The organism is Candidatus Eisenbacteria bacterium (assembly GCA_020847735.1).
Lineage (GTDB): Bacteria > Eisenbacteria > RBG-16-71-46 > RBG-16-71-46 > RBG-16-71-46 > CAIXRL01.
The window spans coordinates 90,766-113,717 of sequence record JADLBL010000014.1 but is presented as its reverse complement, the minus strand read 5'-3'; the positions used below and the strand labels follow the sequence as shown (position 1 = coordinate 113,717).

At 72.0% G+C, this 22,952-nt stretch carries 19 protein-coding genes; 5 read left to right on the top strand and 14 right to left on the bottom strand.

Going from position 1 to position 22,952, the window contains the following annotated elements; genetic code table 11:
* Positions 1-137: 137 nt before the first annotated feature.
* The 3 genes from IT347_06350 to IT347_06340 form a co-directional block, all read right to left on the bottom strand.
* Entirely contained in the window at positions 138-2,849 is a 2,712-nt protein-coding gene (locus IT347_06350) for a hypothetical protein (protein ID MCC6349197.1), read from the bottom strand.
* A 134-nt stretch (positions 2,850-2,983) separates the two neighbouring features.
* The gene (locus IT347_06345; protein ID MCC6349196.1) at positions 2,984-4,012 is read right to left on the bottom strand and encodes a hypothetical protein; all 1,029 of its coding nucleotides are present in this window, start codon (positions 4,010-4,012) and stop codon (positions 2,984-2,986) included.
* Positions 4,013-4,058: 46 nt separating this feature from the next.
* Positions 4,059-4,544: an FKBP-type peptidyl-prolyl cis-trans isomerase gene (locus IT347_06340; GenBank protein ID MCC6349195.1), complete on the bottom strand. Its 486-nt coding sequence runs from the start codon at positions 4,542-4,544 to the stop codon at positions 4,059-4,061.
* Between the two features lie 245 nt (positions 4,545-4,789).
* On the opposite strand from IT347_06340, the gene IT347_06335 reads away from it, so the two are divergent.
* Positions 4,790-5,485, top strand: coding sequence for a hypothetical protein (locus tag IT347_06335; protein MCC6349194.1), 696 nt, complete (start codon positions 4,790-4,792; stop codon positions 5,483-5,485).
* Positions 5,486-5,771: 286 nt separating this feature from the next.
* Here the strand turns inward: IT347_06335 and IT347_06330 are convergent, their stop codons facing one another.
* From IT347_06330 to IT347_06320, 3 genes are all read right to left on the bottom strand, one after another.
* Positions 5,772-6,527, bottom strand: a complete 756-nt coding sequence (locus IT347_06330; GenBank protein ID MCC6349193.1) for a c-type cytochrome — start codon at positions 6,525-6,527, stop codon at positions 5,772-5,774.
* Positions 6,528-6,587: 60 nt separating this feature from the next.
* Entirely contained in the window at positions 6,588-6,968 is a 381-nt protein-coding gene (locus IT347_06325) for a hypothetical protein (protein ID MCC6349192.1), read from the bottom strand.
* A gap of 95 nt (positions 6,969-7,063) precedes the next feature.
* Positions 7,064-7,792 (bottom strand): hypothetical protein, encoded by a 729-nt coding sequence (locus IT347_06320; GenBank protein ID MCC6349191.1) that lies wholly within the window; start codon positions 7,790-7,792, stop codon positions 7,064-7,066.
* Positions 7,793-8,106: 314 nt separating this feature from the next.
* On the opposite strand from IT347_06320, the gene IT347_06315 reads away from it, so the two are divergent.
* Positions 8,107-9,225, top strand: a complete 1,119-nt coding sequence (locus IT347_06315) for an aminopeptidase (GenBank protein MCC6349190.1) — start codon at positions 8,107-8,109, stop codon at positions 9,223-9,225.
* On the opposite strand, the gene IT347_06310 is transcribed toward IT347_06315, so the two are convergent.
* Positions 9,222-10,814, bottom strand: a complete 1,593-nt coding sequence (locus IT347_06310; GenBank protein MCC6349189.1) for a family 43 glycosylhydrolase — start codon at positions 10,812-10,814, stop codon at positions 9,222-9,224. The two genes, IT347_06315 and IT347_06310, sit on opposite strands and share 4 nt — an antisense overlap.
* Positions 10,815-11,049: 235 nt before the next feature.
* Here IT347_06310 and IT347_06305 point away from each other — a divergent pair, with 235 nt between their 5' ends.
* Positions 11,050-13,026 (top strand): ABC-F family ATP-binding cassette domain-containing protein, encoded by a 1,977-nt coding sequence (locus IT347_06305; GenBank protein MCC6349188.1) that lies wholly within the window; start codon positions 11,050-11,052, stop codon positions 13,024-13,026.
* Between the two features lie 49 nt (positions 13,027-13,075).
* Positions 13,076-13,717: a hypothetical protein gene (locus tag IT347_06300; GenBank protein ID MCC6349187.1), complete on the top strand. Its 642-nt coding sequence runs from the start codon at positions 13,076-13,078 to the stop codon at positions 13,715-13,717.
* Positions 13,718-13,757: 40 nt separating this feature from the next.
* On the opposite strand, the gene IT347_06295 is transcribed toward IT347_06300, so the two are convergent.
* The 7 genes from IT347_06295 to IT347_06265 all read right to left on the bottom strand — a co-directional run bounded on the left by IT347_06295 (position 13,758) and on the right by IT347_06265 (position 21,220).
* A complete protein-coding gene (locus IT347_06295; GenBank protein MCC6349186.1) occupies positions 13,758-14,555 on the bottom strand; it encodes a DUF72 domain-containing protein in 798 nt (265 codons plus the stop codon).
* Positions 14,552-15,466, bottom strand: a complete 915-nt coding sequence (locus tag IT347_06290) for an alpha/beta fold hydrolase (protein MCC6349185.1) — start codon at positions 15,464-15,466, stop codon at positions 14,552-14,554. The genes IT347_06295 and IT347_06290 overlap by 4 nt, the downstream gene beginning before the upstream one ends.
* A 67-nt stretch (positions 15,467-15,533) precedes the next feature.
* Positions 15,534-16,679: a citrate synthase/methylcitrate synthase gene (locus IT347_06285; protein MCC6349184.1), complete on the bottom strand. Its 1,146-nt coding sequence runs from the start codon at positions 16,677-16,679 to the stop codon at positions 15,534-15,536.
* 112 nt (positions 16,680-16,791) lie between these two features.
* Positions 16,792-17,931: a CoA transferase gene (locus IT347_06280; GenBank protein ID MCC6349183.1), complete on the bottom strand. Its 1,140-nt coding sequence runs from the start codon at positions 17,929-17,931 to the stop codon at positions 16,792-16,794.
* Positions 17,932-17,942: 11 nt separating this feature from the next.
* Complete coding sequence (locus IT347_06275) at positions 17,943-19,586, bottom strand: M3 family oligoendopeptidase (GenBank protein MCC6349182.1); 1,644 nt, start codon at positions 19,584-19,586, stop codon at positions 17,943-17,945.
* Positions 19,583-20,449, bottom strand: coding sequence for an acyltransferase (locus IT347_06270; protein ID MCC6349181.1), 867 nt, complete (start codon positions 20,447-20,449; stop codon positions 19,583-19,585). Before IT347_06270 ends, IT347_06275 begins: the two co-directional genes overlap by 4 nt.
* 201 nt (positions 20,450-20,650) lie before the next feature.
* Positions 20,651-21,220 carry a hypothetical protein gene (locus IT347_06265; GenBank protein MCC6349180.1) on the bottom strand — a complete coding sequence of 190 codons (570 nt, stop codon included), beginning with the start codon at positions 21,218-21,220 and terminating at the stop codon, positions 20,651-20,653.
* A 297-nt stretch (positions 21,221-21,517) separates the two neighbouring features.
* Here IT347_06265 and IT347_06260 point away from each other — a divergent pair, with 297 nt between their 5' ends.
* Positions 21,518-22,888 carry a glycosyltransferase family 39 protein gene (locus IT347_06260; protein ID MCC6349179.1) on the top strand — a complete coding sequence of 457 codons (1,371 nt, stop codon included), beginning with the start codon at positions 21,518-21,520 and terminating at the stop codon, positions 22,886-22,888.
* Positions 22,889-22,952: the final 64 nt, after the last annotated feature.

Here is a 22,952-nt window from a genome sequence, read left to right as displayed (position 1 = left end):
CCCGTGAAGCGCAAGGAGCAGGGCTGGCCAGCGACGCAGTCGTGTCGGTGACACGTCGAGGAAGCTGGCCAGCCCTGCGACGCAGCGATTCGCGGGCAGCCGGCACTTGCAGGCCATGGGCTCATGAATCGGTCGGGCTAGAGCCCGGTCTTGTAGACGCCGGGCAATCCCCGGACCTCGAACGGTTGCGCTCGCGGAGCGGCCTTGCCGGCGGTGAGCGTCGCCCGATACCTCCCGGCGGGCGCGTACTGCGGCTGACCGGACCACTCCGGGCGCTGGATCCGCTCGCGCGGTTCGCCGGCGACAAGGTCCCAGACGACGCGATGGAATCCCGCGCCGCCGGGGCCGGTCAGCGTCCGCACCGCGCGACCGGCCGAATCCGTCACGGCGATCGAAACGCCTCCTTCGATCTCGTGCGGCAGGAAGTAGTCGAACCAGGCGCCGAACGGCGGATTCGGGGCGAGAAAGTTCCGCTGCCCCCAGCGGCCGCCCAGCGGGCGCGGGTAGTAGGCCCACGCCGTGCGCGGCGGGGCGAACGTGACCGAGTCCGAGAGCGCCGAAGGGCTCCAGTGCTCGAGCAGCTGGATCCCGTCGAGCACGTACAGGCTGCGCCCGTGCGTAGCGACGATCAGGTCGCGATCGCGCGGGTGAATCTGGATGTCGTCCACGGCCACCGTGGGCAGGCCGTTCCTCCACGGCAGCCAGCGCCGGCCACCGTCGAACGACAGGTAGAGCCCGAACTCGGTCCCTGCGAACAGCAACGACGGGTTGCCGGGATCCTGCCGCACCACCTTCACGGGCTGGTCCTTCGGCAGGTCCGAGGCCAGGCTCGTCCAGCTCTGTCCCAGGTCGCGGGTGACGAACAGGTAGGGCGCCAGGACGTTCGAGCGATGTCCGTCGATCGAGACGAAGGCCGTGCGGGCGTCGTGCGGCGAGGCCTCGATGCGGCTCACGTACAGCCCGCGCGGCACGCCCCGCAGGTTCGCGGTCAGGTCGGTCCACGTGCCGCCGCCGTTCGAGGTCACCCACACCTTGCCGTCGTCGGTGCCCGCCCACACGATCCCGGCCTTCACCGGCGATTCGGCGAGCGAAACGATCGTGCAGTACGTCTCGGCGCCCGATCCGCCGGACACCATCTTCGCCGGGTCTGCGGTCGTCAGATCCGGGCTGACGCGTTCCCAGCGCTCGCCGCGGTCGGTCAGGCGGAAGACGTACTGCCCGCCGAGCCACAACACCGAGGGATCGTGCGGTGAGAGCAGGAACGGCGCGTTCCAGTTGAAGCGGAACACTGGCTCGCCTTCGCCGTTCGACGGCCGGCAGTAGCGTTCCCTGCCGCTCGCGAGATCCTGCCGCACGAGCTGGCCGCCCTGCGACTCGTACCAGACGAGGTCCGGGTTCGTCGGGTCCACGGCGACGTGGAAGCCGTCGCCGCCGCCGAGCAGATGCCAGGCATCGTTGCCGCTTCCGCCCGTCGCGCCGCCGCCGAAGTTTTCCGCCTCGAAGGTCGTCCGCGACGGGCCACCCCACGTCTGGTTGTCCTGCAGTCCGCCGTAGATGCGGTAGAACGGCTCGCGAAGGTCGAAGGCCACGTTGTAGAACTCGCCGATGGCCAGGTTGTCCACGAACTGCCAGCTGGCGATACGGTCGAAGCTCTGGAAGATGCCGCCGTCGGTCCCGAGCAGGACGTGCCGGCCGTTGGCGGGGTCGATCCACATCGCGTGGCAGTCCGGGTGCAGGTTGCGCGCTCCACCCGCCTTGAAGGAGACCCCGCCGTCGTCGGACCAGTACAGGTCCGTCCCGAGCAGGTAGACGCGCGTGCTGTCGTCGGGCTGCACGCGCACCTGGCTGAAGTAGAACGCCCGCGGCGCGAACGGGCTGATGCGCTTCCACGACTCGCCCGCGTCGTCGCTGCGGAACAGTCCGCCCGAGCGGCTGGCATCCTCGAACTCCGAAAGCCGGCCGCCTTCGTCCGACTCGACGACCGCGTACACGACCCTCGGGTTCTTGCGCCAGACGTCGAGACCGATGCGCCCCGTGCGCTTGGGCAGGCCGTTGCCGAGCTTGCGCCAGGTGCTGCCGCCGTCCGTGCTGCGCCAGATGCCGCCGCTCTCGCCGCTCCCCGAGTACGACCAGGGCGTGCGCAGCCGGGCGTACATCGCCGCGTAAAGGACCCTGGGGTTCGAAGGGTCCATCGCGAGATCCACCGCGCCGGTGCGCGCATCCACCTTCAGGACCTGCTGCCACGTGCGTCCGCCGTCGCGCGTGCGGAACACTCCGCGCTCGGGGTTCTCGCCCCACAACCGCCCGAGCGCGGCGACCCACACCGTGTTGCTGTCGGTGGGATCGCAGACGATGCGCCCGATGCAGGCGGTCGCTTCGAGCCCGACGCACTTCCAGTTCGCGCCGCCGTCCGTCGAGCGGTAGACCCCGCCGCCCCACGACGACGAATTGCGACTGTTGGCCTCGCCGGTTCCGGCCCAGACGATCGAGGGATTCTTCTGCCACACCGCCACGGCGCCGATGGACGCGACCGCTTCCTTCTCGAAGACCGCGCTCCACGTCGTGCCGAGGTTCGTGGACTTGAAGAGCCCGCCGGTGCCGGTGGCGGCGAACACGGTCGCCGGCTGCTGCTCGGAGACGGCGAAGTCCGAAATGCGCCCGCCCATGGACGCCGGCCCGATGGCGCGGAAGGTGAGTTCCTTGAACTGCGACGCCGACGGCTCCGCGGGCCGCGCCCCTGCCGGCGCCGAAGCCGCTCCGGCCGGCACGGCCCCCGGCGGAAGTGCCGCCGAAAGGAGCATCACGAACGCGAGGCGCGCGAGCGACCGGGAAATCAGTGGGCGGGTCATGAACACTCCTCCGTCGTCGGGTGGGATGCCGCCACCGGCGGGAAGGGCGACACCGACGTGGGCACGGTAGCACGCACCTTCCCGGCCGGAACGAGCACTCGCCGACGAACGTGAGCGCCGACGTGCCCGGCGCGTCAGGAGCCCGAGGGCTCCGGCCTCAGCGCGTGCGCCCGGGCGAGGAAGTCGCGCGCCCAGCGGGCCCGCCGGCCCGCCTCCCGGGCGAGGCGTTCGGCCAGCCCGGACTCATCGAGCAGCGCCGGCCAGAAGCTCACGAAGGCGAGGCCCGCCTGCGGGTGCACGCACCAGGCCCCCAGCGTGTCGAAGTCGCCCGGTTCGCGGGCCTCCGCCTCGTTGAGCAGGGCGGCGGTCGAGACGGCACGCTCGGGGACCGGCTCCGCCTCGGGCGGCAGCGAGAGCGCCGCGACCAGCCCCGCGCCGTATGCGGGATGTGGCTGCGAGCCGAGCAGGTGGAGCAGCGCGACGCCCGCGCCCGGTGCGCTGCCCGCGGGGGACTCGCCCGGCAGCGCGCAGGCGATCTCCGCATGGAGCCCCGAGTCGTCCACGTGCACGCGCTCCCAGGGCGGCGCATCGACGGCGGCGACGCCGTCGAGGCGCTCGCGCGTGAACGGGCCCGCGCCGGCTCCGTGCTCGGCGACGCGCCGCCAGCCTTCGACGAGCGGGTCGGGCGCGGTGCGTGGCACACCGCCCGGCGGCGCCGACTCCCCCGTCACGGCGCCGAGTTCGCGGGCGAGCGCCTGCGCGTCCCGGGCGGCGTCCGCCATCTGGAAGAGCGCCGCGACGGCGAGCGCGTTCGCCGCGCGCGCCTCGTCGCCCGCGCGCACGAGCGCGGAGGCGTGCAGCGAGAGGGTCCGGTCGTCGCCGTTCCAGCGCAGCGCCGAGAGACCCGGCCGCAGCGCGTTCCAGCGAGCGAGCACGGCGAAGCCGGCCGCGCCTCCCTCCACTGCGCGCAGCAGCGGCATCTCGACGCGCACACGCCAGACGCGCGCGCCGCCCGCGAGCTCGACCGGGCCGGCGTGGACACGTTGCGAGAATGCCGACGGCCACCAGCTGAAGCCGCGGTCGTGCGCGGCCTGCCACGGGCCCGACGGTGCGAGCGTTTCGCGCAGGCGTTCGACGACCTCGAGGCCGTGGTCCGCAATCACGACCGGCGCCCCGTCGCCGCCCGCCCCGCGCGACCGCTCGCGGCGATCACCGCACGCCGAGCAGCTCGACTTCGAAGACGAGCGTGGCGTTGGGCGGGATCACGCCGCCGGCCCCGCGCGAGCCGTACGCGAGGTCGGGCGGGACCGTGAGCTTGCGCTTGCCACCGACCCGCATGCCCTTGATGCCCTCGTCCCAGCCCTGGATCACTTCGCCCTGGCCGAGGGTGAACTGATAGGGCTGGTTCCGGTCGTGCGAGCTGTCGAACTTGGTGCCGTCCGTGAGCCAGCCGGTGTAATGCACGCTGACCTGCAGGCCGGGATCCGCCATCTTGCCGTTGCCGATCGCGAGATCCTCGTACACGAGCCCGCTGGCGAGCCGGTGCACTTTGCCGGCCGTGGAAGCCGTTCCGGCCTGGGCCGCAGCGGAGCCCGCCGGAGGGGCGCCTTCGGAGGCCGCGGTCCTCGAACCGCCGCCGCTCGCACAGCCGAAGGTGAAGGCCGCGACCAGCAGCAGGAGGGCGAATCGAGCCATGACGGGGTCCCTCGTGGGTTTCTCGGGTTGAAGGAAGCGCGATGGCGCAACGTCCCACAACGGGCCACGGCCGGGCAAGCCGGTGCCGGGTGCCAGGTCCTCGCGGCCGGGCACGCAGGCCGGCGCTTCCGGCGGCGGCAGCGCGCGGTCAAGCCGCACGCTCCGGCGGCCGAAAACAGCGGCGAGCCCGGCGGCGCCCCGACACCGGATCGCCGCGCCCCCTCGTCCTCGGCAGGGAGTCCCGCTTGGACATCGACAACAAGGTGGTGGCCCGCTACCTGGACGGGCGCGTCCTCAAGGGCGTCACGCGGGACTTCTCGCCCAACCGCGTCAGCTTCCACATCGAAGTGCACGGCACCGGAGAGATCGTCGAGTTGCGCTGCCGGCACCTCAAGGCGCTGTTCTTCGTGCGCTCGCTCGAGGGCGATTCCTCGCGGCAGGACCTGCGGGGCTTCGTCGAAGGTCCCGCCGAAACGGCGCAGGGACGCAAGATCGCGGTGCGCTTTCGCGACGACGAGTTCGTCTGCGGGTACACGCTCTCGTGGTCGCCGGATCGCGACGGATTTTTCCTGTTCCCCTCCGACGCCGGCGGCAACAACCACCGCATCTTCGTGATCTCCGCGAGCACCGACGAGATCAAGGCCGGACCGCAGGCGGAGTCCCTCGCGCAGCGGGTGCTGGCCGAGATCCAGGCTCGCAGTCCGCGGGCGGCGGTCCCGGGCGCCGATTCGCCGGCCATGGGGCTCACTCCCGCGAGCGTGCAGCCGCGCCCTTCGGGGACGATGCCGCGCCCGGCGTCCGGGCCGGCGGGCACCGGGCCCCCGGCGAAGGCCGCCGGCGCCGGCGGCGTGCACGAGGCAGGGCCCTCGCCTCGCCCGTCGGCCACCCTGCGGCGGCCCGCCGACGGGAAGCCGCGACCGCCAGCCAGCGACGCCGCCTGAGGCGGCGCGCGGCCGATCCGGCGCGGCGAGCAGCTCGCTAGCGCCGCTTCTTCTTCGCGGCGGCGGCCTTGTCGGCCTTCTTGCGCGAGGCCTGCTTGGCCCGCTTGCGGCGCAGCCGGTGCTTGTAGGCGGTCATGGATCTCCCGAAGGTCGTGCGGAAACCGGCGCGCCACCACGGCGCGCGGCGCGCGAGATTACCCGCGCCGTCGTGGCGCGCGCAAGCGCGTGCGCCGCGCTTCCGCGCGTGCCGGGCCGGGAACGGACCCGCTCGCGCGGGCGGAGCTCCTCAATGAGGAGTGCGCCGCAGCCATTGCACGTAGGCCCAGATGGCATCCTCGTCGCCGGGCTGCAGGTGGTCCTTGAAAGCGGGCATGCGCAGGTTCGCGCGCTCGAGGAAGTGCATGGCGAGCGCGTTTCGCTTGAATCGGTCGCTCACCCCGTCGGCCACCCACTGGTGGAACTCGCGGCGATCGCGGACCAGCTCCGCGAAATCGCGTCCGTCCCACGAGGGCACGTACCCCTTGAGCGAACCGGGATTCCGTGGCGCGAGGCGTCCGCCCGGGCCGTGGCAGCCGATGCAGCCGAGCGCCTCGATGCGCTCCAGGCCCGCGCGGGCGAGCGAATCCTGCGGCTCGGGATTGCCCGCCATCACGTTCACGTAGGCGACGAGGTCGTCCAGGCCCCGCCGGCCGAACCGGTCGCCGTAGGCCGGCATGCGCAACGCGCCGCGTGCGCTGGCGGCTTTCCACGACTCGCTCTTCGCCTTGCGCGCGGTCACGCCGTCACGGATCCACTCGCGCAGTTCCTCGTCGTTCTTCGCGAACATCATCACGTCACCCTCGAAGCCGGGCACCGTGAGATCGCTGCGGCCGTGATTCGCGACCCCCTTGATTCCGCCGGGGCCGTGGCAGCTGAAGCAGCCGGACCGCTCGGCGAGGCGGCGGCCGCGTTCGGCCGCCGGCAGGTCCGCGCGTACGACGATCGCGAACCCGACGACGCCGACGACGGCGGCCAGCAGGACGGCCCGGACGAGATTGCGCACGAGCAGGGAAGGGACGGCGCGCGCGTCCGACCCCGAGGGGCCGGGCGCGCGCCTTCCGGATTACTTGGCGGCCGCGAGCTTCGCGCCGGTCACGTCGATGCCCGTGACGCCGCCACGCGTGCTCATCGTTCCGGTCACCTCGACGACCGAGCCCGCCCAGCCCTTGAGCTTCTCGTAGGGATCGCCGTCGTCGTGGTTCGGCGTGAGCAGCACGGCCTTGCCGTCGGCGGTCATGAGCATGATCGGCATGCCGTTGCGCGCGCAGCGCAGCGCGCACTCCTTGTGCTTCTCGCCCATCGCGCCGTGGCCAAGGTAGCAGCCCGCGTCCAGCACCTCACCCTTCCAGTTGCCGGCCTTGCCCTTGGCCATGCCGTCGGCGAGCGCCAGGGACGCGCCGAGAACCGCGACGACCGCGACGAACGACAGGACGATTCGCTTCATGAATGAGCCTCCACATTGAGGAAGGGAGTGGTCCGGAAGCCCTCCGGACCGAGTGCGCGACCGGGTTCGAACCCGCCTTAAGACAGGGCGGGCAACTAGCTGAGTTCGAAGTACTTGAGATCCACCGCTCCGTAAAGTCCGCCTCCCTGACCCTCGAACAGTTCGCGCTCGCGCCGCAACGCCTCGGCGGGAATGTCCACCACCGGCAGGCCGAGGTCCTCGGTCGCGGCGATGCGCGGGGTCGTGGGCAGCGCGTAGCGCTCGCTGGCGAGATAGTCCTCGAACTCGTCGAGCGTCCACGCGAACAGCGCGTCCACCTCCCAGACGATCTGCACCTCACGACCGCGCAGCACGTCGGGCGGATCATCGGGTCCCGCCGGCCGGAGCCTGCCGACCGCGCAGCAGTCGCAGCCGAACCAGAAGTCGAGCGGTCCCTCGATCACCAGATTCTCGGCCACGCGGGCGTCGGTCGGCGCGTCCCGCCAGATGTTGCCGAGCAGTTCGGAAAGCGCGAACAGGTAGCGCAGCAGCGCGCGCGGGTCGTCGGCCGCCGCGCCGCGCACGCCGGTCGCCAGCACGCGAAGATTGCGGATCGCCTCGAGGCGCACCCACGGCGAGCGGCGATTCGCGAGGGCGGTCAGGTTGTGAAGCGAGCCTTCGACGCGTTCACGCACCACGGTGAGCAGCTCGTCGAAGGTGCCGCCCCCCTTGTCGAGGAACTCGACGGTGCGCCGCATCGCCTGGTTGAGCGGCAGGTAGGCGGCGCGCAGCGTGGCCCAGTCCTCCGTCAGGCGCTGCTTGGCGATGACGTCCCAATCCGCCATGTCGTTCCCCCGGGGTGATGGACCGGCCATTCCGGCCGGCGACGCACGTGCAGCGAAGGTCGCGCCAGTATAGACAGCCGATCCTGCGAGGGTCCACCCGGCGGGCGTCCGTATCGTAGATGTCGCGGGTGACGCCCGCGATGTTCGAGAACCGTGAAGTTGCGGCTCGTGACTCGTGCGCGCGCGAACGCCACCAGCGGATCCGCGACGTGCCCTGCCGCGACGACGCACGCCCGAGCGCCCCTGTGCTAGCGTTCGTCCGTCACGGAAGTCCCACAGGAACGCACGACCGAATCCGGACCGGAGATCGCCTCATGCGCGACCATCGCACGCAGCAGCTGGCGCAACTCATCGTGCGCCACTCCACCCGGCTCCAGCCCGGCGAGGTCGCGCTGGTCGAAGCGTTCGACCTCGCCGACGGTCTCGTCATCGACCTCGTCGAGGAAATCCAGCGCGCCGGGGCCATCCCGATCGTGTCGCTGCGCAGCAACGCCGTCATCCGCAGCCAGCTCCTCGCGGCCACCGAGGCGCAACTCGACGTGCAGGCCGGGCTCGAGCTGCACCAGATGAAGGCGGTGCAGGCCTACGTGGGCATCCGCGCCGCGGAGAACGTCAGCGAACTCTCGGACGTGCCCGCCGACAGGATGGCGCTCTACCAGCAGCGGGTCGCGCAACCGGTGCACCTGAACTACCGCGTGAACCACACGAAGTGGGTCGTGCTGCGCTACCCCAACGCCGCGATGGCGCAGCTCGCGAACATGAGCACGGCCGCGTTCGAGGACTTCTACTTCCGGGTCTGCAACGTGGACTACGCCCGCATGCGCGAGGCGATCCAGCCGCTGCGCGAGCGAATGCTGAAGACCGACCGGGTGCGCCTCACCGGCCCGGGCACCGACCTGACGTTCAGCATCAAGGGCATCGGCGCCGTCTCCTGCCACGGCGAGCGGAACATCCCCGACGGCGAGTGCTTCACCGCCCCGGTCCGGGACTCGGTCGAGGGCACGATCCGCTACAGCACGCCCTCGCTGTACCTCGGAACGACCTACGACGGACTCGAATTCCGCTTCGAGAAGGGACGCATCGTCGAGGCGAAGGGCAATCCCCAGGACAAGCTCGACGCGCTGCTCGGCGTGGACGAAGGCGCACGCTTCATCGGCGAGTTCTCTCTCGGCTTCAACCCGCACATCCTCACGCCCATGAAGGACACCCTGTTCGACGAGAAGATCGCGGGCTCGCTCCACTTCACTCCCGGCCAGAGCTACGAGACGGCCGGCAACGGGAACCGCTCGAAGATCCACTGGGACCTGGTGCTGATCCAGCGGCCGGAGTACGGCGGCGGCGAGGTCTGGTTCGACGGCGAACGCGTGCGCCACGACGGTCGCTTCGTGGTGAAGGACCTCGAGGGACTGAACCCGGAAAACCTTTCGCGTTAGCGCGGCAGCAGCGGCAGCCGCGTCCGTGCGACGCGGCCCGCGGCGGTGAGGCGGGCGAAGTACAGCCCATTCGGCAGGGCCGTCCCCGCTCCGTCCCGGCCGTCCCAGCGCAGCACCGTGACGCCGGCCGGCAGGACTCGATCGGCGAGCGTGCGCACGCGCCGCCCGCCGAGGTCGTACAGGTCCACCCGCGCCCGGGCCGCGGCGGGCAGATCGATCGAGAGCGCGGGGCCGGAGCCCAGCGGCGCGCCCGAGAGGGCCCGCATCAGCGAGCCGCGCGCCATCCAGCCGTCCGGGTCGGGCGGCGCCGGCAACTCGGGCAGGTTGGGATTCGCGGTGTCGGGCGGCGCGGCGGGCCGCGGCGCGCGCACCGTGAGAATGCCGCTCGCGGCGGTCTGGTCCGAGCAGCGGAACCGGAATCGGCTGACCGTCGTGGTGTCGTCGTCCGGTACGCGCGGCCAGCGCCGTGCGATCCAGACCACGTAGCTGGTGTCCGACCAGACCCGCGGCGAGCGGTTGAATCCCAGGCTCTCGGGAGGCACGGGAGTCTCGATCCCGCTCGAATCCACCACCAGCGTCTCGAAGTCGAGCAGACCGCTGAGAGGATTGGTCATCACGGTCTTGAGCGTCGCCTGCTCCCCCGACGGCACGTTCGGCGAAACCCAGTCCATGTTGACAACGTGCAGCAGAGGAGGCTGGACGAGCGAGAACGACCACGACCCGCTCCACTGGATCTGCCGGATCTCGATGCGGTCGCCGTTCACGAAGCAGAGGTACTCGCGCGTGCCGTCGCGGAAGTACTCCGACGCGAACCACGTGCTGGTGTCGAATCCCAGCATGGCGCTCAGCCGCCCGCGGTAGGTCCACTGCCCGGGGTCGGCGATCGGGTCCGGCGACGTGTAGAGCGACAGCGGCTGGCCGGCGCTGCTCGTCAGCAGCAGGTACCAGAGACCGGCGTGCTCGAACACGTGCGGCGATTCGGTGAGCTGGTTGTACGTGTACGCGCGCCAGGTGATGAGCAGCGGCTTGACGTCGTGCCACTGCAGGAGGTCGCCGTCGGAGCCCGCGACCCCGACGACCGTCGCCGCCGTGTCGGCCCCGTACGAGGCCGTGTAGTACATGAGCCAGTGGCCCGGCGCCGCCGGGTCGGGCATCACGAACGGGTCGCGAAACGCCGGGCCGGGATCCAGCTGGTTCCACCAGGCCCAGCTGGTCATCGAAGCGTCGAACACCGGTTCGTAATGCTGCCACCTCGAAAGGTCGGAGGACACCGCGACGCCCATCCGCTGCGTCCGCTCGAACTCCCCCGGCCAGTCGCTGACCCCCGTGTAGAACATCCACCACAGCCCGTCGTGCTGGAACACGGACGGCGCCCACAGGTGCGCGTTGTCCCATTCTCCGAGGTCCACGCCCAGGGCGTTCGGAAGCTGGGTCCAGTGGTAGAGGTCCGTCGAGACGGAGTGCCCGAAGTCCGTCTCGGTCTGCTCGGCCGGCAGGGCGGTGTTGTTGCGGATGTAGAAAAGGTGGTAATAGCCACCCTGCTTCACGAGCGAGAAGTCCTTCGGCCGGATGCCGCCGCCAAGGATCATGTAGGCGGCGCCCGCGGGAGCCGGGACGGACGCGGACAGCGCCAGCAGCGCCGCGAGCGCGGCGCAGGGCTGCAGAATCCGTCGTCGTGCGAGCCGGAAGAGGAGTTTCAGGGGGCGCCCCTCTGTCGAGATGCGGAAGCCGTGCGGTCGTGGTCCGGCAAGGGCCTCGGAGACCGTGCCACGGACATTATCCCGGTCCCCCTCGGGGACCGTCAACGCCGCCCGGGAGTACGGATTGATCCAACTGCAGGGCCTGCGCTACTCGATCGGCCAGCGGGTCCTGTTCGACCGGCTGGACTGGGTGATCGCACCCGGGGACCGCTGCGCGCTGGTCGGCCCCAACGGCGCGGGCAAGACCACGCTGCTGCGGGTCATCCTCGGAGAGTACTCGCCCGAGAGCGGCACGCGCGTGCTCGCGAAGGGCACGCGCATCGGCTACCTGCCGCAGGAGGCGGCCGAAACCTTCACCGGCAGCGTGCTCGACCGCGCGCTCGAGGCGCACCGCGCGCTGCTCGGAATGCGCGAGGAGCTGGACGAGATCCACGCGCGCCTGTCCGGCATCGCCGCGGACGATCCCGAGCTGGAGGGTCTGCTCGAGCGCTCCGGCGAACTCCAGCACCATCTCGAGCTGCACGCCGAGCATCGGCTCGAGCCGGAGGCGCGGCGCGTGCTCGGCGGGCTGGGATTCTCCGTCGCCGACCAGGATCGGCCGCTGGCCGAGTTCTCGGGCGGCTGGCGGATGCGCGCGGCGCTCGCGGCGCTGCTGCTCGCCGACCCGACCGTGCTCATCATGGACGAGCCCACCAACCATCTCGACCTGCCGGCGATGGAGTGGCTGGAGGACTACCTCGACGGTTTTCACGGCGGGCTCATCGTCGTCTCGCACGATCGCGTGTTCCTCGACCGGGTCGCGAGCGAGGTCCGCGAGCTGGAGCACGGCACGCTGACCGGCTACTCCATGGGCTTCACGCGCTACCTCGAGGAAAAGGAGCTGCGACGCGAGCAGGCGGCGGCGACGAACGCCCAGCTCGAATCGAAGATCGAGCAGCTCTCGCGGTTCGTCGAGCGCTTCGGCGCCAAGAACACCAAGGCGGCGCAGGCGCAGAGCAAGCGCAAGCAGATCGAACGCCTCAAGGCCGAGCGCGTCGTCCTGCCCCGGCGCGCCGGCCGCCTGCGGCTCTCCTTCCCCGCGCCTCCCCACTCGGGCCGGCTGCTCGTCCAGCTGCGCGACGCCTCGTTCGGCTACGACTCCCGCGACGTGCTGTCGCACGCCAGCGTCGAGGTCACGCGCGGCGAGAAGCTCGCGATCGTCGGCCCCAACGGGGCGGGCAAGACGACGCTGTTGCGCATGCTGGCCGGCCAGCTCGAGCCGCGCGAGGGCCTCCGGGAGGACACGCCGCTCACCCGCATGAGCTACTTCGCGCAGCACGCGGCCGAGACCCTGGAGGGTGCGCACACCGTCCTGGACGCGGTCGAGGAGGTCGCGAGCGACGCCTGGCGCCCGAGGCTGCGCAGCCTGCTCGGCAGCTTCCTGTTCCAGGGGGACGACGTGTTCAAGCTCTGCCGCGTCCTGTCGGGCGGCGAACGCCAGCGAGTGGCGCTCGCGCGGCTGCTGCTGCTGCCCACCAACCTGCTGCTCCTCGACGAGCCCACGCATCACCTCGACCTGGCGGGCAAGGAGGTGCTCGAGGACGCGCTCGAGCAGTACCCCGGCGCCCTCGTCGTGGTCACGCACGACCGTTCGCTCATGGCCCGCGTCGCGACCCGGGTGATCGAGGTCCACGAAGGCCGCGTCGTGCTCTACCCGGGCGGCTACGACGACTACGAGGCGGCACGTATCGCGCGCGCGGCCGGTCCGCCGCCCGAACCGGTCGAGACGGCGAAGCCCGCGGCCGCGAGAGCCGGCGCGGCGACGAAACCCGCGACGGCGGTCCGCGGCCGGGCGGGCGCCGGAGCCGGAGCCGCGGCGCGCGAGGCGGATCGGAAGGCGTCGCGCACGGCGCGATCGCAGCGGCAGCAGCGCGAAAAGGAAGTCGCGCGGCTCGAGCGCGACATCGAGCAGCGCGAGGCACGGATCCGGGAGCTCGAGAACCAGCTCGCCGACCCCGAGCTGTATCACGACGCGTCGCGCTCGAAGTCGCTCGTCGGCGAGTACGAACGCCTGCGCGCCGAGGTCGATTCGCTCTGGCAGCGGCTCGGCGAGCTGGGCTAAGCGCGGGCGATTGACCCGCGGCCCGCCCGGGCCGTACGGTGGCGCCCCTATGGCCGACGTCACCCTTCGCACCTACGTCTTCCTCGATTCGCTGCAGCCGCAGCTGGCCGCCTTCATCGGCACGACCGCGCGCGGCTTCCTGCCGGTTCCGCACGACGCCTCGATGCTCATCGAGACCGCGCCCGGCCTGATCATCAATCGCATCACCGACGTGGCGCTCAAGGCCACCCGGGCGACACCCGCGATCATGGTGGTCGAGCGCGCGTTCGGCCTGCTCGAGATCCACCACCGCGACAAGGGCCAGGTGCTCGACGCCGGCGCCGCGGTCCTCGCCCACCTCGGCGTGGCCGAGCACGACCGGGTCAAGCCGCGCGTCGTCTCGGACCAGGTCATCCGCGCCGTCGAGCCGTACCATGCGCAGGTCATCAACAAGATGCGCTACGGCGACATGCTCATCGCCGGCGAATCCCTCTTCATCCTCGAATGCGAGCCGGCGGGCTACATCGCCTTCGCCGCGAACGAGGCGCTGAAGGCCGCGCACGTGAAGCTCGTGGACGCCTCGCTGTTCGGGGCGTTCGGCAGGCTCTACTTGTCCGGCCCCGAGGCCGACATCGACGCTTCGCGCTCGGCCGCGATCAAGGCGCTCGAAGGCGTCAAGGGCAGGCCGGGAGCCGGCGGTCCGTCGCACTGACGTCCGCCGCGCACCGCCCGTCCCGGCGGGCCCGCCCCGCTCAGAACAGCTCGCCCTGCGGCCAGCGCTCGCGCGGCTCGACGTGCGGCAGACCCAGCCGGCGCTTCATTTCGTTCGCGCTCGCCGGCGAGTGGCCGGCCCAGTGGTTGTTGAAGTAGCCGTAGACCTCCCGGACCTCGCCGAAGACCCGCAGCAGGTCCGCCTCCCAGGCGCGGAACGAATCCTCGCGATCCACCTGGACGCGATCGTAGGTCTCGATCTCCCTGCGGTCCCCGAGCCAGCGCAGGTAGAGGAAGTCGGCGGTCACGTCGGTCCGCCGCGGCAGCTCCCGCCACTCCGTCCACGCCAGCGCCGCGCCGTGGCGGCGCAAGAGCTCGGGGATCGCCGGCGCGTGCCACGAGGCGTGCCGGAACTCGAGCGCGACTCGCAGGCCTTCGGAGACGCCCGCGAGGAACTTCGCGAGATCGCGCTCGGTCTCCGCGCCGCGTTCGAAGTCCGCGGGCATCTGCACGAGCAGCGGTCCGAGCTTCTCCCCCAGCGGCTCCATCGCCCGCGCGAACTGCTCGAGCCGCTCGCCCACCTCGTGCAGGCGCAGGTCGTGGGTGATCTCCCGCGGCACCTTGGCGGCGAAGCGGAACGCCGCGGGCGTGTTGCGCTCCCACGAACGCGCGATGGTCGCGCGCGGCGCATGGTAGAAGGTGGTGTCGAGCTCGACCGTGTCGAAGATCCCGGCGTAGAACGGCAGCCGGTCCTCCTGCTTCGCGCCGGGCGGGTAGAAGACGCCCTTCCAGTCGTCGTAGGACCAGCCCTGCGTGCCGAGACGGACGACCGCGCTCATCGTGCGACCGCCGCGCCCGCTGGAACGCGCTCGAGCGTCACGATCCGCGAGCCGAGCAGGTGCCGGGCGAAGAACGCCCGCACGCGCGACTCGTACTCGCGCCGGTGTCGAAGCCAGACTTCGGTGTGCCGGCTGTCGTCCACCGTCCAGCCCTCGACCCCCGGACCGGCGGCGTTCTCGAGCGAGCGCACCTGGTCCTGCGCGAATCGGTCGCCCAGCGAGGTCTGGATGAGCAACACCGGTCGAGCGCCGAGTTCGGCGAGCGAGCGGCGCGTGTCGAGCGCACCCAGATCGTGGCGCGTGACGGCACGTCCGAGCAGCAGCGCGAGGTCGGTGAGCGGCCAGGCCGGCAGGCCGAGCCGGCAGGCGAAGCCGTCGCGAATCGCCATCTCTCCGGTCGCGAACGGACAGTCGGCGACCACCGCGTCCACGGCGCTGTCGCCCGCGGCCGCCGCGAGCGCGGTCGAGCCGCCGAGGGATTCGCCGAACAGGCCCACCCGGGCGCGCTTCCAGCGCGGCTGCGCGGCGATCCACGCGAGCGTGGCGTCGAGATCCTGCCGCTCGTAGGCGCCGAGCGTCGTCGGACGGCGCCGCTCCGTGCGCGAGGAGCGGAAATCGAGCGCCAGGAGCGTGTAGCCGTCGGGCTCGAGGAAATGCGCGTAGCGCCAGACGCGCCGGTGGTCGCGCGCGTAGCCGGGGCAGAGCACGATCACGGCGCGGTTCGAGCCGGGAACGAGCCAGCCGTCGAGGTGATCGTCCTCGCCGACCGGGATGCGCACGCGTCGCGCCCCGGCGTCCAGGCTCCTCACCCCGCCGAGGTCGGCCGGCACCGCGGGGTACAACGCCAGCCAGGCCGAGCCCGCGAGGAACAGCATCAGCGCGCTGAGCGCGAGTCCCAGGGCCTTCTTCATCGCGCGAAAGTCTCGCACACCGCCCCGCCCGGCGTGAAGCGCGGCGGCGCGGGACTGCGGGCCGCCGCTAACCGGGAATCGTCAGGCCCCGGGGCCCGACATATTCGGACTGCGGCCGGATCAGGTGATCCTCGGCGTGCTGCTCGATCACGTGCGCGGCCCAGCCCGCGGCGCGCCCGCAGGCGAAAAGCGCCACGAACGTCTCCGGCTTGAGGCCGAGGGACTGCAGCACGAGCGCGGTGAAGAACTCGACGTTGGTCCGCAGGTTGCGGCCCGGCTTCACCTCGTCGAGCACCCGCACGATCGTCTGCTCGCACGCGCGCGCCAGGTCGAAGAGCTCGCGATCCTCGAGCTGCGCGCCGGACATCTGTTCGGCGACGCGGCTCAGGACCTGCGCCCGCGGATCGCGCACCTTGTAGACGCGGTGCCCGAATCCCATGATCCGCTCCCCCGCGGCGAGCCGCGCGCGCACCCACGGCTCGCAGTTCGCGGCCGTGCCGATCTCGTGCAGCATGTCGAGCACCGGACCCGGCGCGCCGCCGTGCAGCGGGCCCTTCAGCGCCCCGATCGCGCCGGTGACGGCGCTGATCATGTCCGAGCGCGTGCTGGCGATGACGCGCCCGGCGAAGGTCGAGGCGTTCATGCCGTGGTCGATCACCGTGACCCAGTAGGTGTCGAGCGCACGTGCGGCGATCGGATCGGGCTCGCGGCCGGTCACCATGTGGAGGAAGTTCGCCGCCAGCGGCAGGTCGGCACGCGGCGCGATGGGCTCGGCGCCCGAGCGCAGGCGGATCCAGGCCGCGACCACCGTCGGAAAGCGCGCGACCAGCATCTTCGCGTTCGCGACGTCGGCCGCCGGCGAGATGTCGGCGGGGTTCGGAACGTCGAGCGACATCGCCGAAGAGGCCATGCGCAGCGCGTCGATCGGCGGCGCGCTCCGGGCGACGGCTTCGCGAACGAGCGCGAGCACGGGCGCCGGCAGCGGCCGTCGGGCGGCGATTTCGCGGGTCAGCTCGGCCGCGGCCGCCGCGGTCGGCAGCGTGCCGGTCCACAACAGGTGCGCGGCCTGCTCGAAGGTCGCCTTGCCGGCGAGTTCGTCGAGTTCGTAGCCGCCGATCACCAGCCGGCCGTTCTGGCCGTCCACGTGGCTCAGGCGGGTCTGCGCGGCGACCACGCCGTCGAGGCCGCGTGGTCTTGAGGTGCTTTCGGACATTGCGGGATCCTGACCCTGGAGAGGAGAACCGATGGTCGCGTCGGGATGCGGCGAAAATGCCTCGTCGCGCGCGCGGGCGCAAGGCGGCGCGGACGCGCGGGCGGCGTGCGGCTCAGCCCGAGAAGCGCGCGAGGAACTGCCGGGTGTGCTGGCCGAGTGCCGGCGGCGGCAGGCGCAGCGGCGGCCGCTCCGCCCCGATCCGCCACGGCAGAGCCATCAGGGACGTCTCGGCGCCGTCCGCCAGCCGCACCGGGCGCACGAAGTCGCGCGCGGCCAGGGCCGGATCGCGCATCACTTCGTCCATCTCGCGAACCGCGCCGGCCGGGACGCGGGCGTCCGCCAGGCGCCGCAGCCAATCCTCGCGCGGCGCCGCGGCGAACACACCGCGCAACCAGTCCACCACCTCCGCGCGATGCAGCACGCGCTCCGGGTTCCGCGCCCAGCGCGGGTCGTCGCCGCGCGCGGGCTCGCCGAGCATCGAGCACAGCCGGCGCCACTGTTCGTCGTTGCCGACCGCGAGCACGAACAGGCCGTCCGCCGCCGCGAACGTCTGGTAGGGCACGATCTGCGGGTGCGCGGTGCCGTGGCGGCGCGCGGGCCGGCCGGTGGCGAGCGCCGACTGGGCGACGTTGACGAGCGAATGGACGCCCACCTCGAACAACGGCACGTCGAGGTGGGCGCCTGCCCCGCCGCGAAGGCGGCCGACGAGCGCGGCGAGGATGGCGGCGGCGGCATGCGAGCCGGTGGCGACGTCCACCAGCGCGACGCCGACCTTGAGCGGCGGTCCGTCGGCTTCGCCGGTCACGCTCTGAAGCCCGGTGAAGCCCTGCAGCACGGCGTCGTAGCCGGGCAGCGCGGCATACGGCCCGTCCTGCCCGTAGCCCGTGATCGAGCAGACGATCAGCTCCGGCTTGTCGGCGAGCAGCGTGCGCGCGTCGAGACCGAAGCGTGCGAGCTCGCCGGGCAGGAAGTTCTCCACCACCACGTCGGCCGCCCGAGCCGCCCGCCGCAGCGCTTCGCGGTGCCCCGGGTCGCGAAAGTCGAGTTCCGCCGAACGCTTGTTGCGGTTGACGGACAGGTAGTAGGCGGACTGCCCGCCCACGAACGGCGGTCCCCAGGCCCGCGTCTCGTCGCCCACCCGCGGGCGCTCGATCTTCCAGATGTCGGCGCCGAGATCCCCGAGCATCTGCGTCGCGTACGGCCCGGCCAGCACCCGCGAGAGGTCGAGCACCACGAGCCCCTCGAGCGGCAGCGGCGAAGCGCTCACGCGGACGCTGTCCAGCCCGAGAGGTCGTTGACGAACGGCGCCGTGTCGAGTTCTCGGCCGGTCGCGTGCACGATCAGCTCGCGCCACGTCCAGCGCCGTCCCGGCGCGTAGTAGCGCTCGCGCAGGAACGCGCCGACGGCCGGATCGCCGCTCAGCCGCTCCCAGCGGTCCGGGCCGCCGCCGAGCACGCGCTCGAGCAGCGTCTCCTGCAGCTGCGAGGCCACCATCTCGCCGAGCAGGTAGTTCTGGTAGTAGGCCGGCGCGATGCTGAAATGGATCTTCGCCGCCCAGTCCGGCGCGTCCCGCCCTTCCGGGCGCCGGACGCCCTGGAAGCGCTCGACGAGGTCCCACCACAGCGACCGCAGGTCCTGCTCCGGATCGGCGTACAGCGCCCGCTCCATGTGGATCATCACCAGCTCCCAGCGCGTCTGGACGAGCAGCTGCTCGCGCACGGCCCGCGCCACCGGGCCCGCCTGCTTCGCCAGCTCCGCCGGGTCGGCGCCGGGCCAGCGCCTCAGCCAGGCCGGGTTCCGGGACAGCCGCCCGAACAGCATCGCGCTCGCCTCGGTCGAGAGGATGTGCGCGTGCGTGCGGAGCAGCCAGGGCAGCGAGCGGTCCACGCACTGGTCGTAGATCGCGTGCCCGAACTCGTGCAGCATCGTGCCCATCCATTTCTCGTCGGGCTGGAGATTGCACAGCACGCGGATGTCGTCGCCCCGGTCCACGGACATGCAGAACGCGTGCTGGTTCTTGCCCGGCCTCTCGTGCAGATCGGCGAGCCGCAGCAGCGGCGCGATCTCGAAACCGCAGGCGCGGAAGAACCCTTCGGTCAGCGCCTCGAGGTCCTGCCGCGCGTAGAAGGGCGAAAGGTCCGCCCCCGCCGCCGGCGCCTGCTGGAAGAACGGGTCGGCGTAGTGCCACGGGCGAAGTTCGGACACGGAGCACCCGAAGCGTTCCGCGAGACCGCGCTCGAGCGCGCCGCGGTACTCGTTCCACAGCGGCTGCGTCTCGCGCTCGAGCCGGTCGAGCAGGCCGAAGAGCCACTCCGGCGGCAGTTCGTCGAGCTCGAGGCTCATGACGTGGTAGTTCGCGAACCCCAGCAGCCGCGCGCCCTCGTTGCGCAGCCGCACCAGCTCGAGCAGGTCGGCCTCGACCGCGGCACCCACCTGCTTGCCCGCCGTCCAGGCACGCCGTCGCCGCGCGACGTCCTCCGAACGCGTCAGCACTTCGACGAGGGCGTTGTCGGAGACGGGCTGGCCGTCCAGTTCGGCGCGAAAGTTCGTGAAGACGGCCTCGAGCCGCTTCTCGATCAGCACCTGCCGCTCGATCATCGCCGGCGGAATCTGCTTCGAGCGGTGCGCCGCGAGCAGCAGTTCGAGCTGGCGCTGGAGCAGCGGATCGGCGAGCGGCCCGGCCGCGGCGATGCGCCGCAGCCGCGCGTACGACTCGGGCCGGGCGAACGCCAGCCGCATGCGCGAGTCGAGCTCGGCGCAGCGGCGCAGGTGCTCGTCGCCCCCGGTGGTCGCGAGCTTCCAGTACTCGTCGTTGTGCTCGCGTTCGAGCGGCGCCAGCTCGGCCACCAGGGACTCGATGAAGGATGCGAGCTCCGCTTCGCGCGCGGCCCCGCCTTCGGCCGTCATGCCCGCCCTCTCCTGCGGCGGGGCACGGCACGGACCGGCGGGTAGGCGAGGTCGCGGCCGCCGGTGAGCGCGGCGTAGTGCTCGGGCCGGCGGTTCGAGAACAACGCGGTCCTGCGCGTCAGCCGCTTGTCGCGCACGCGCGCGAGGTCCACGTCCGCGGCTGCCGCCACCTCGCCCGTCCGGCTCGCGCGCGCGAGCGGCTGCCCGTCGGGTCCCGCGATCTGACTGCGCCCGGTGAACGGCACGGTTCCGCCGCGCCGGCGCTCGGTGCCCGTCCGATTCGCGGTCACGACATACACCCGGTTCTCGAGCGCGCGGGTCAGCATCGCCTGCTGCGCGTGCGGGAAGACCAGGTTGCTCGGGTGGACGATGACGTCGGCGCCCTTCAGGGCCAGCACGCGCGAGGCTTCGGGAAAACGCCAGTCGTAGCAGATCAGCATGCCGACGCGCGCCGGGCCCACGCGGTGGACCCCGAGCGGCAGATCCCCGCGCTCGAACCACTCCTGCTCGCGCTCGAACAGGTGGAGCTTGCGGTAGACGGCCTGGACGCCACCGGGTCCGACCAGCATCGCGCTGTTGTAGAAGCGGCCGCGCGCGGCCTCGGCGAAGCCGGCGACGTAGTGGCGTTTCTCGCGCTTCGCCGCCCACGCGAGCGCCTTCGCGGTGGCGCCCGTGCGCGCGTCCTCGGCGAGGGCGGCGACCTCGGCATGCGACGAGAAGACGTAGCCCGTGGACCACAGCTCCGGGAGCACGACCAGGTCGGCATCCACGGTGGCCGCCAGCGCGAGGCCCTTCTCGAGATTCGCCTCGGTGCGGCCGAATGCCGGGCGGCCCTGCGCGAACGCGACGCGGAAGGTCTTCATGGCCGCGACCGTAGCCCGCGCACGCAGACCGGGCAAGGCGGCGCGGGACGCGAACGAACCGGCGACCGGGTCGGAACATCGTCCGAATCTCCGGTCGCCGGTCACTGGCGGAAGCCGTTGCGGTCCGCCTGCGGCCCGCCTCACGCGGGCAGGGTGAAGCTCACGACGTGAACCGCGCCTGCGGGCGCCGGGGACACGCGCTCATGCACGACCCTCCATCAGCCCCATGGCGAACATCGAAGGATCAGGCCACTTCAGGCCGGCGATCCGGGAATCGGGCAAGTCCAGGGGTGCCTCGGCGCTCTCCGAAAGCGCCATGCGCGCCACCGCCGCGGAACTCACCAGCTGCACGTCCCGGCCGGTGAGGAGCACAAAGAACTCCCAGCCCCGCTGGTTCATGAAGTCGGAGATGCGCTGCGTGGGACGCTCGAGAGGCATCCACACTCGTCCCGAAACCGATGTTTCGTCGGACAGCCATACGTCCGCCTCCTCCTCACGCCACGGCAGGAAGCCGCGGTTGAAAACGTCGCTCTGGAGCACGTCCGGACCGGTCGTGACGCGGACCAGCCGGGACTTGTTGTAGAGCTGGATGAGCCCCTGCGGCCCGACGGCGACCGGCAGGAACCGCGACGCTTCATTGAGTTTCGCCAGCACCGTCTGGTGGCTGTTGCCGGAAGGGTCGAGGTCCAGGAACACGTGCCCCTCCGCGCGTTCGCGGTCGTTCGACCAGAGCGTGACGGGCACGCGGCGCTTGGGGATGTAGTGGTCCATTCGGGGTCTCCTCTTCCCTGTGGCCCGGCCGGACGCGGTCTTCGCCTCGCCCGTGCCGGTGCACCTGCGGACAGCTCCCGACGATCGGGATCCTCCGAGGCAGGAACTGAGCAACGATGCTGCCAGTCCGGCGTCGTCCCCGCGCCGGCGCAGGTGCACGCCAATTGCGCGGCAATCGGGCCCGAATGCGACGCGCCCCGCGGCGGCCGGAGGAACAGCATTGCAGCCTGCACGGCCGCGCCGTCCGGGGCATGCGAGTCGCGCCGGGGACGCGGCCGCGGCTAGACTGGTTCCCTCATGCTCCAGCGCGTCCCCCCTGATCCGGCCGCCCGGCGGCCCCTGCGGCCCGCCGGTCCCCGGCGGCGTCCGCCGCTCGAGCCGCTGTGGCTGTTCGCGGTCGGATTCGCGGTGCGCGCGGCCTACACGCTGCTCGCGAACGGCCGCTCGCCCGTTCCCTACGCCGATTCGGCGGATTACGACACGCTGGCGTGGAACCTCGCCCGCGGGGTGGGGTTCGCCCTGAACGGAGCCGCGGGGCCCCATCCCACCGCGTTCCGACCGCCGCTCGTACCGTGGCTGACGAGCCTCGTGTACCGCGGCGTCGGTCACGACTTCTTCGCGGCGCTGCTGCTGCAGTGCGCGATCGGGGCGCTCATCGCCCCGGTGCTCGCCGGCTACGCCCGCGCGACATTCGGCGGCGGCGTCGCGCGCTGGGCGGGCTGGCTCGCCGCGCTGTGCCCGCCGCTGGTGTTCTTCTCGGGTTACCTGCTCACCGAAACGACGTTCGCGCTGCTGCTGCTGATCGCCCTGCACCTGTCCGCCGAATGGGTGAAGACGCCGCGGCCCGCCCGCGCCCTCGGCGCGGGCCTGGTGTGGGGAATCGCGGCGCTCGCGCGTCCGACTTCGCTGCCCCTGCCGCTGCTGGTCGCGCTGTGGGCCTGGTTTCCTCTCGGGCTCACGGTGACGCGCCGCGACCGGCTGCGCCAGGTCGCGCTGCTGTTCGCCGGCGTGGCGCTGGCGGTCGGGCCGTGGACGATCCGCAACGCGATCGAACTGAAGGCGTTCGTGCCGGTCACGACGGGCGGCGGCCGGGCGCTGTTCGACGCCAACAACCCGCGCATCTGGGACGACCCCGCGCGCCTCGGCGGCGCCGAGAGCCTCTACCACGTCGAGCCGTGGGCGAGCCGCTACCGCGGACTTTCGGAGGTCGGGGCCGACCGGCTCTCGGGTCGGCTCGCGAAGCAGTTCCTGCGCGAACGCGTCGCGCAGTGGCCCGCCGCCGCCGCCGCCAAGCTCGCGCGCTTCTGGCGCCTCACACGCGAGGGCGGATCGACGGGCACCTGGAGCCGCGCGGACTCGCCGCTCGGACGGTTGCTCGCCATGGCCGACCCGCTGCTGTTGTGGTCGCTGTTCGCCTTCCCGCTCGCGCTCGCCGGCCTGGTCGTCACGCTGCTCGGCGGCAAGCGGCTGTTCCTGTCGCTGCCCGCGGTGACCATCGCGTTCTTCACCGCCCTCGCGGTCGTCTACTGGGGCGCGCTGCGCATGCGCGTTCCGGTCGAGCCGCTCATCGCGCTCTACGCGGCCGCCGGGGCGGACGCTCTCGCGCGGCGACTGCGACGCGGCCGCCGGAGCTTCACCGTCATCGAGGGGCGCGGCTCCGCCGCATGAACGGCGCGGGGCCCGCGAACGACGGCGTTCGCGGGCCCCGCAGGCACCCTTCGGAAACGATCGG

Bases quoted from the DNA above. Each gene is read 5' to 3' on its own strand.
- IT347_06300 (MCC6349187.1), top strand. From the start codon at position 13,076: ATGGCCGACGTCACCCTTCGCACCTACGTCTTCCTCGATTCGCTGCAG.
- IT347_06275 (MCC6349182.1), bottom strand. From the start codon at position 19,586: ATGACGGCCGAAGGCGGGGCCGCGCGCGAAGCGGAGCTCGCATCCTTC.
- IT347_06270 (MCC6349181.1), bottom strand. From the start codon at position 20,449: ATGAAGACCTTCCGCGTCGCGTTCGCGCAGGGCCGCCCGGCATTCGGC.
- IT347_06265 (MCC6349180.1), bottom strand. From the start codon at position 21,220: ATGGACCACTACATCCCCAAGCGCCGCGTGCCCGTCACGCTCTGGTCG.
- IT347_06295 (MCC6349186.1), bottom strand. From the start codon at position 14,555: ATGAGCGCGGTCGTCCGTCTCGGCACGCAGGGCTGGTCCTACGACGAC.
- IT347_06320 (MCC6349191.1), bottom strand. From the start codon at position 7,792: ATGGCGGATTGGGACGTCATCGCCAAGCAGCGCCTGACGGAGGACTGG.
- IT347_06340 (MCC6349195.1), bottom strand. From the start codon at position 4,544: ATGGCTCGATTCGCCCTCCTGCTGCTGGTCGCGGCCTTCACCTTCGGC.
- IT347_06310 (MCC6349189.1), bottom strand. From the start codon at position 10,814: ATGATCCTTGGCGGCGGCATCCGGCCGAAGGACTTCTCGCTCGTGAAG.
- IT347_06290 (MCC6349185.1), bottom strand. From the start codon at position 15,466: ATGAAGAAGGCCCTGGGACTCGCGCTCAGCGCGCTGATGCTGTTCCTC.
- IT347_06350 (MCC6349197.1), bottom strand. From the start codon at position 2,849: ATGACCCGCCCACTGATTTCCCGGTCGCTCGCGCGCCTCGCGTTCGTG.
- IT347_06325 (MCC6349192.1), bottom strand. From the start codon at position 6,968: ATGAAGCGAATCGTCCTGTCGTTCGTCGCGGTCGTCGCGGTTCTCGGC.
- IT347_06315 (MCC6349190.1), top strand. From the start codon at position 8,107: ATGCGCGACCATCGCACGCAGCAGCTGGCGCAACTCATCGTGCGCCAC.
- IT347_06285 (MCC6349184.1), bottom strand. From the start codon at position 16,679: ATGTCCGAAAGCACCTCAAGACCACGCGGCCTCGACGGCGTGGTCGCC.
- IT347_06260 (MCC6349179.1), top strand. From the start codon at position 21,518: ATGCTCCAGCGCGTCCCCCCTGATCCGGCCGCCCGGCGGCCCCTGCGG.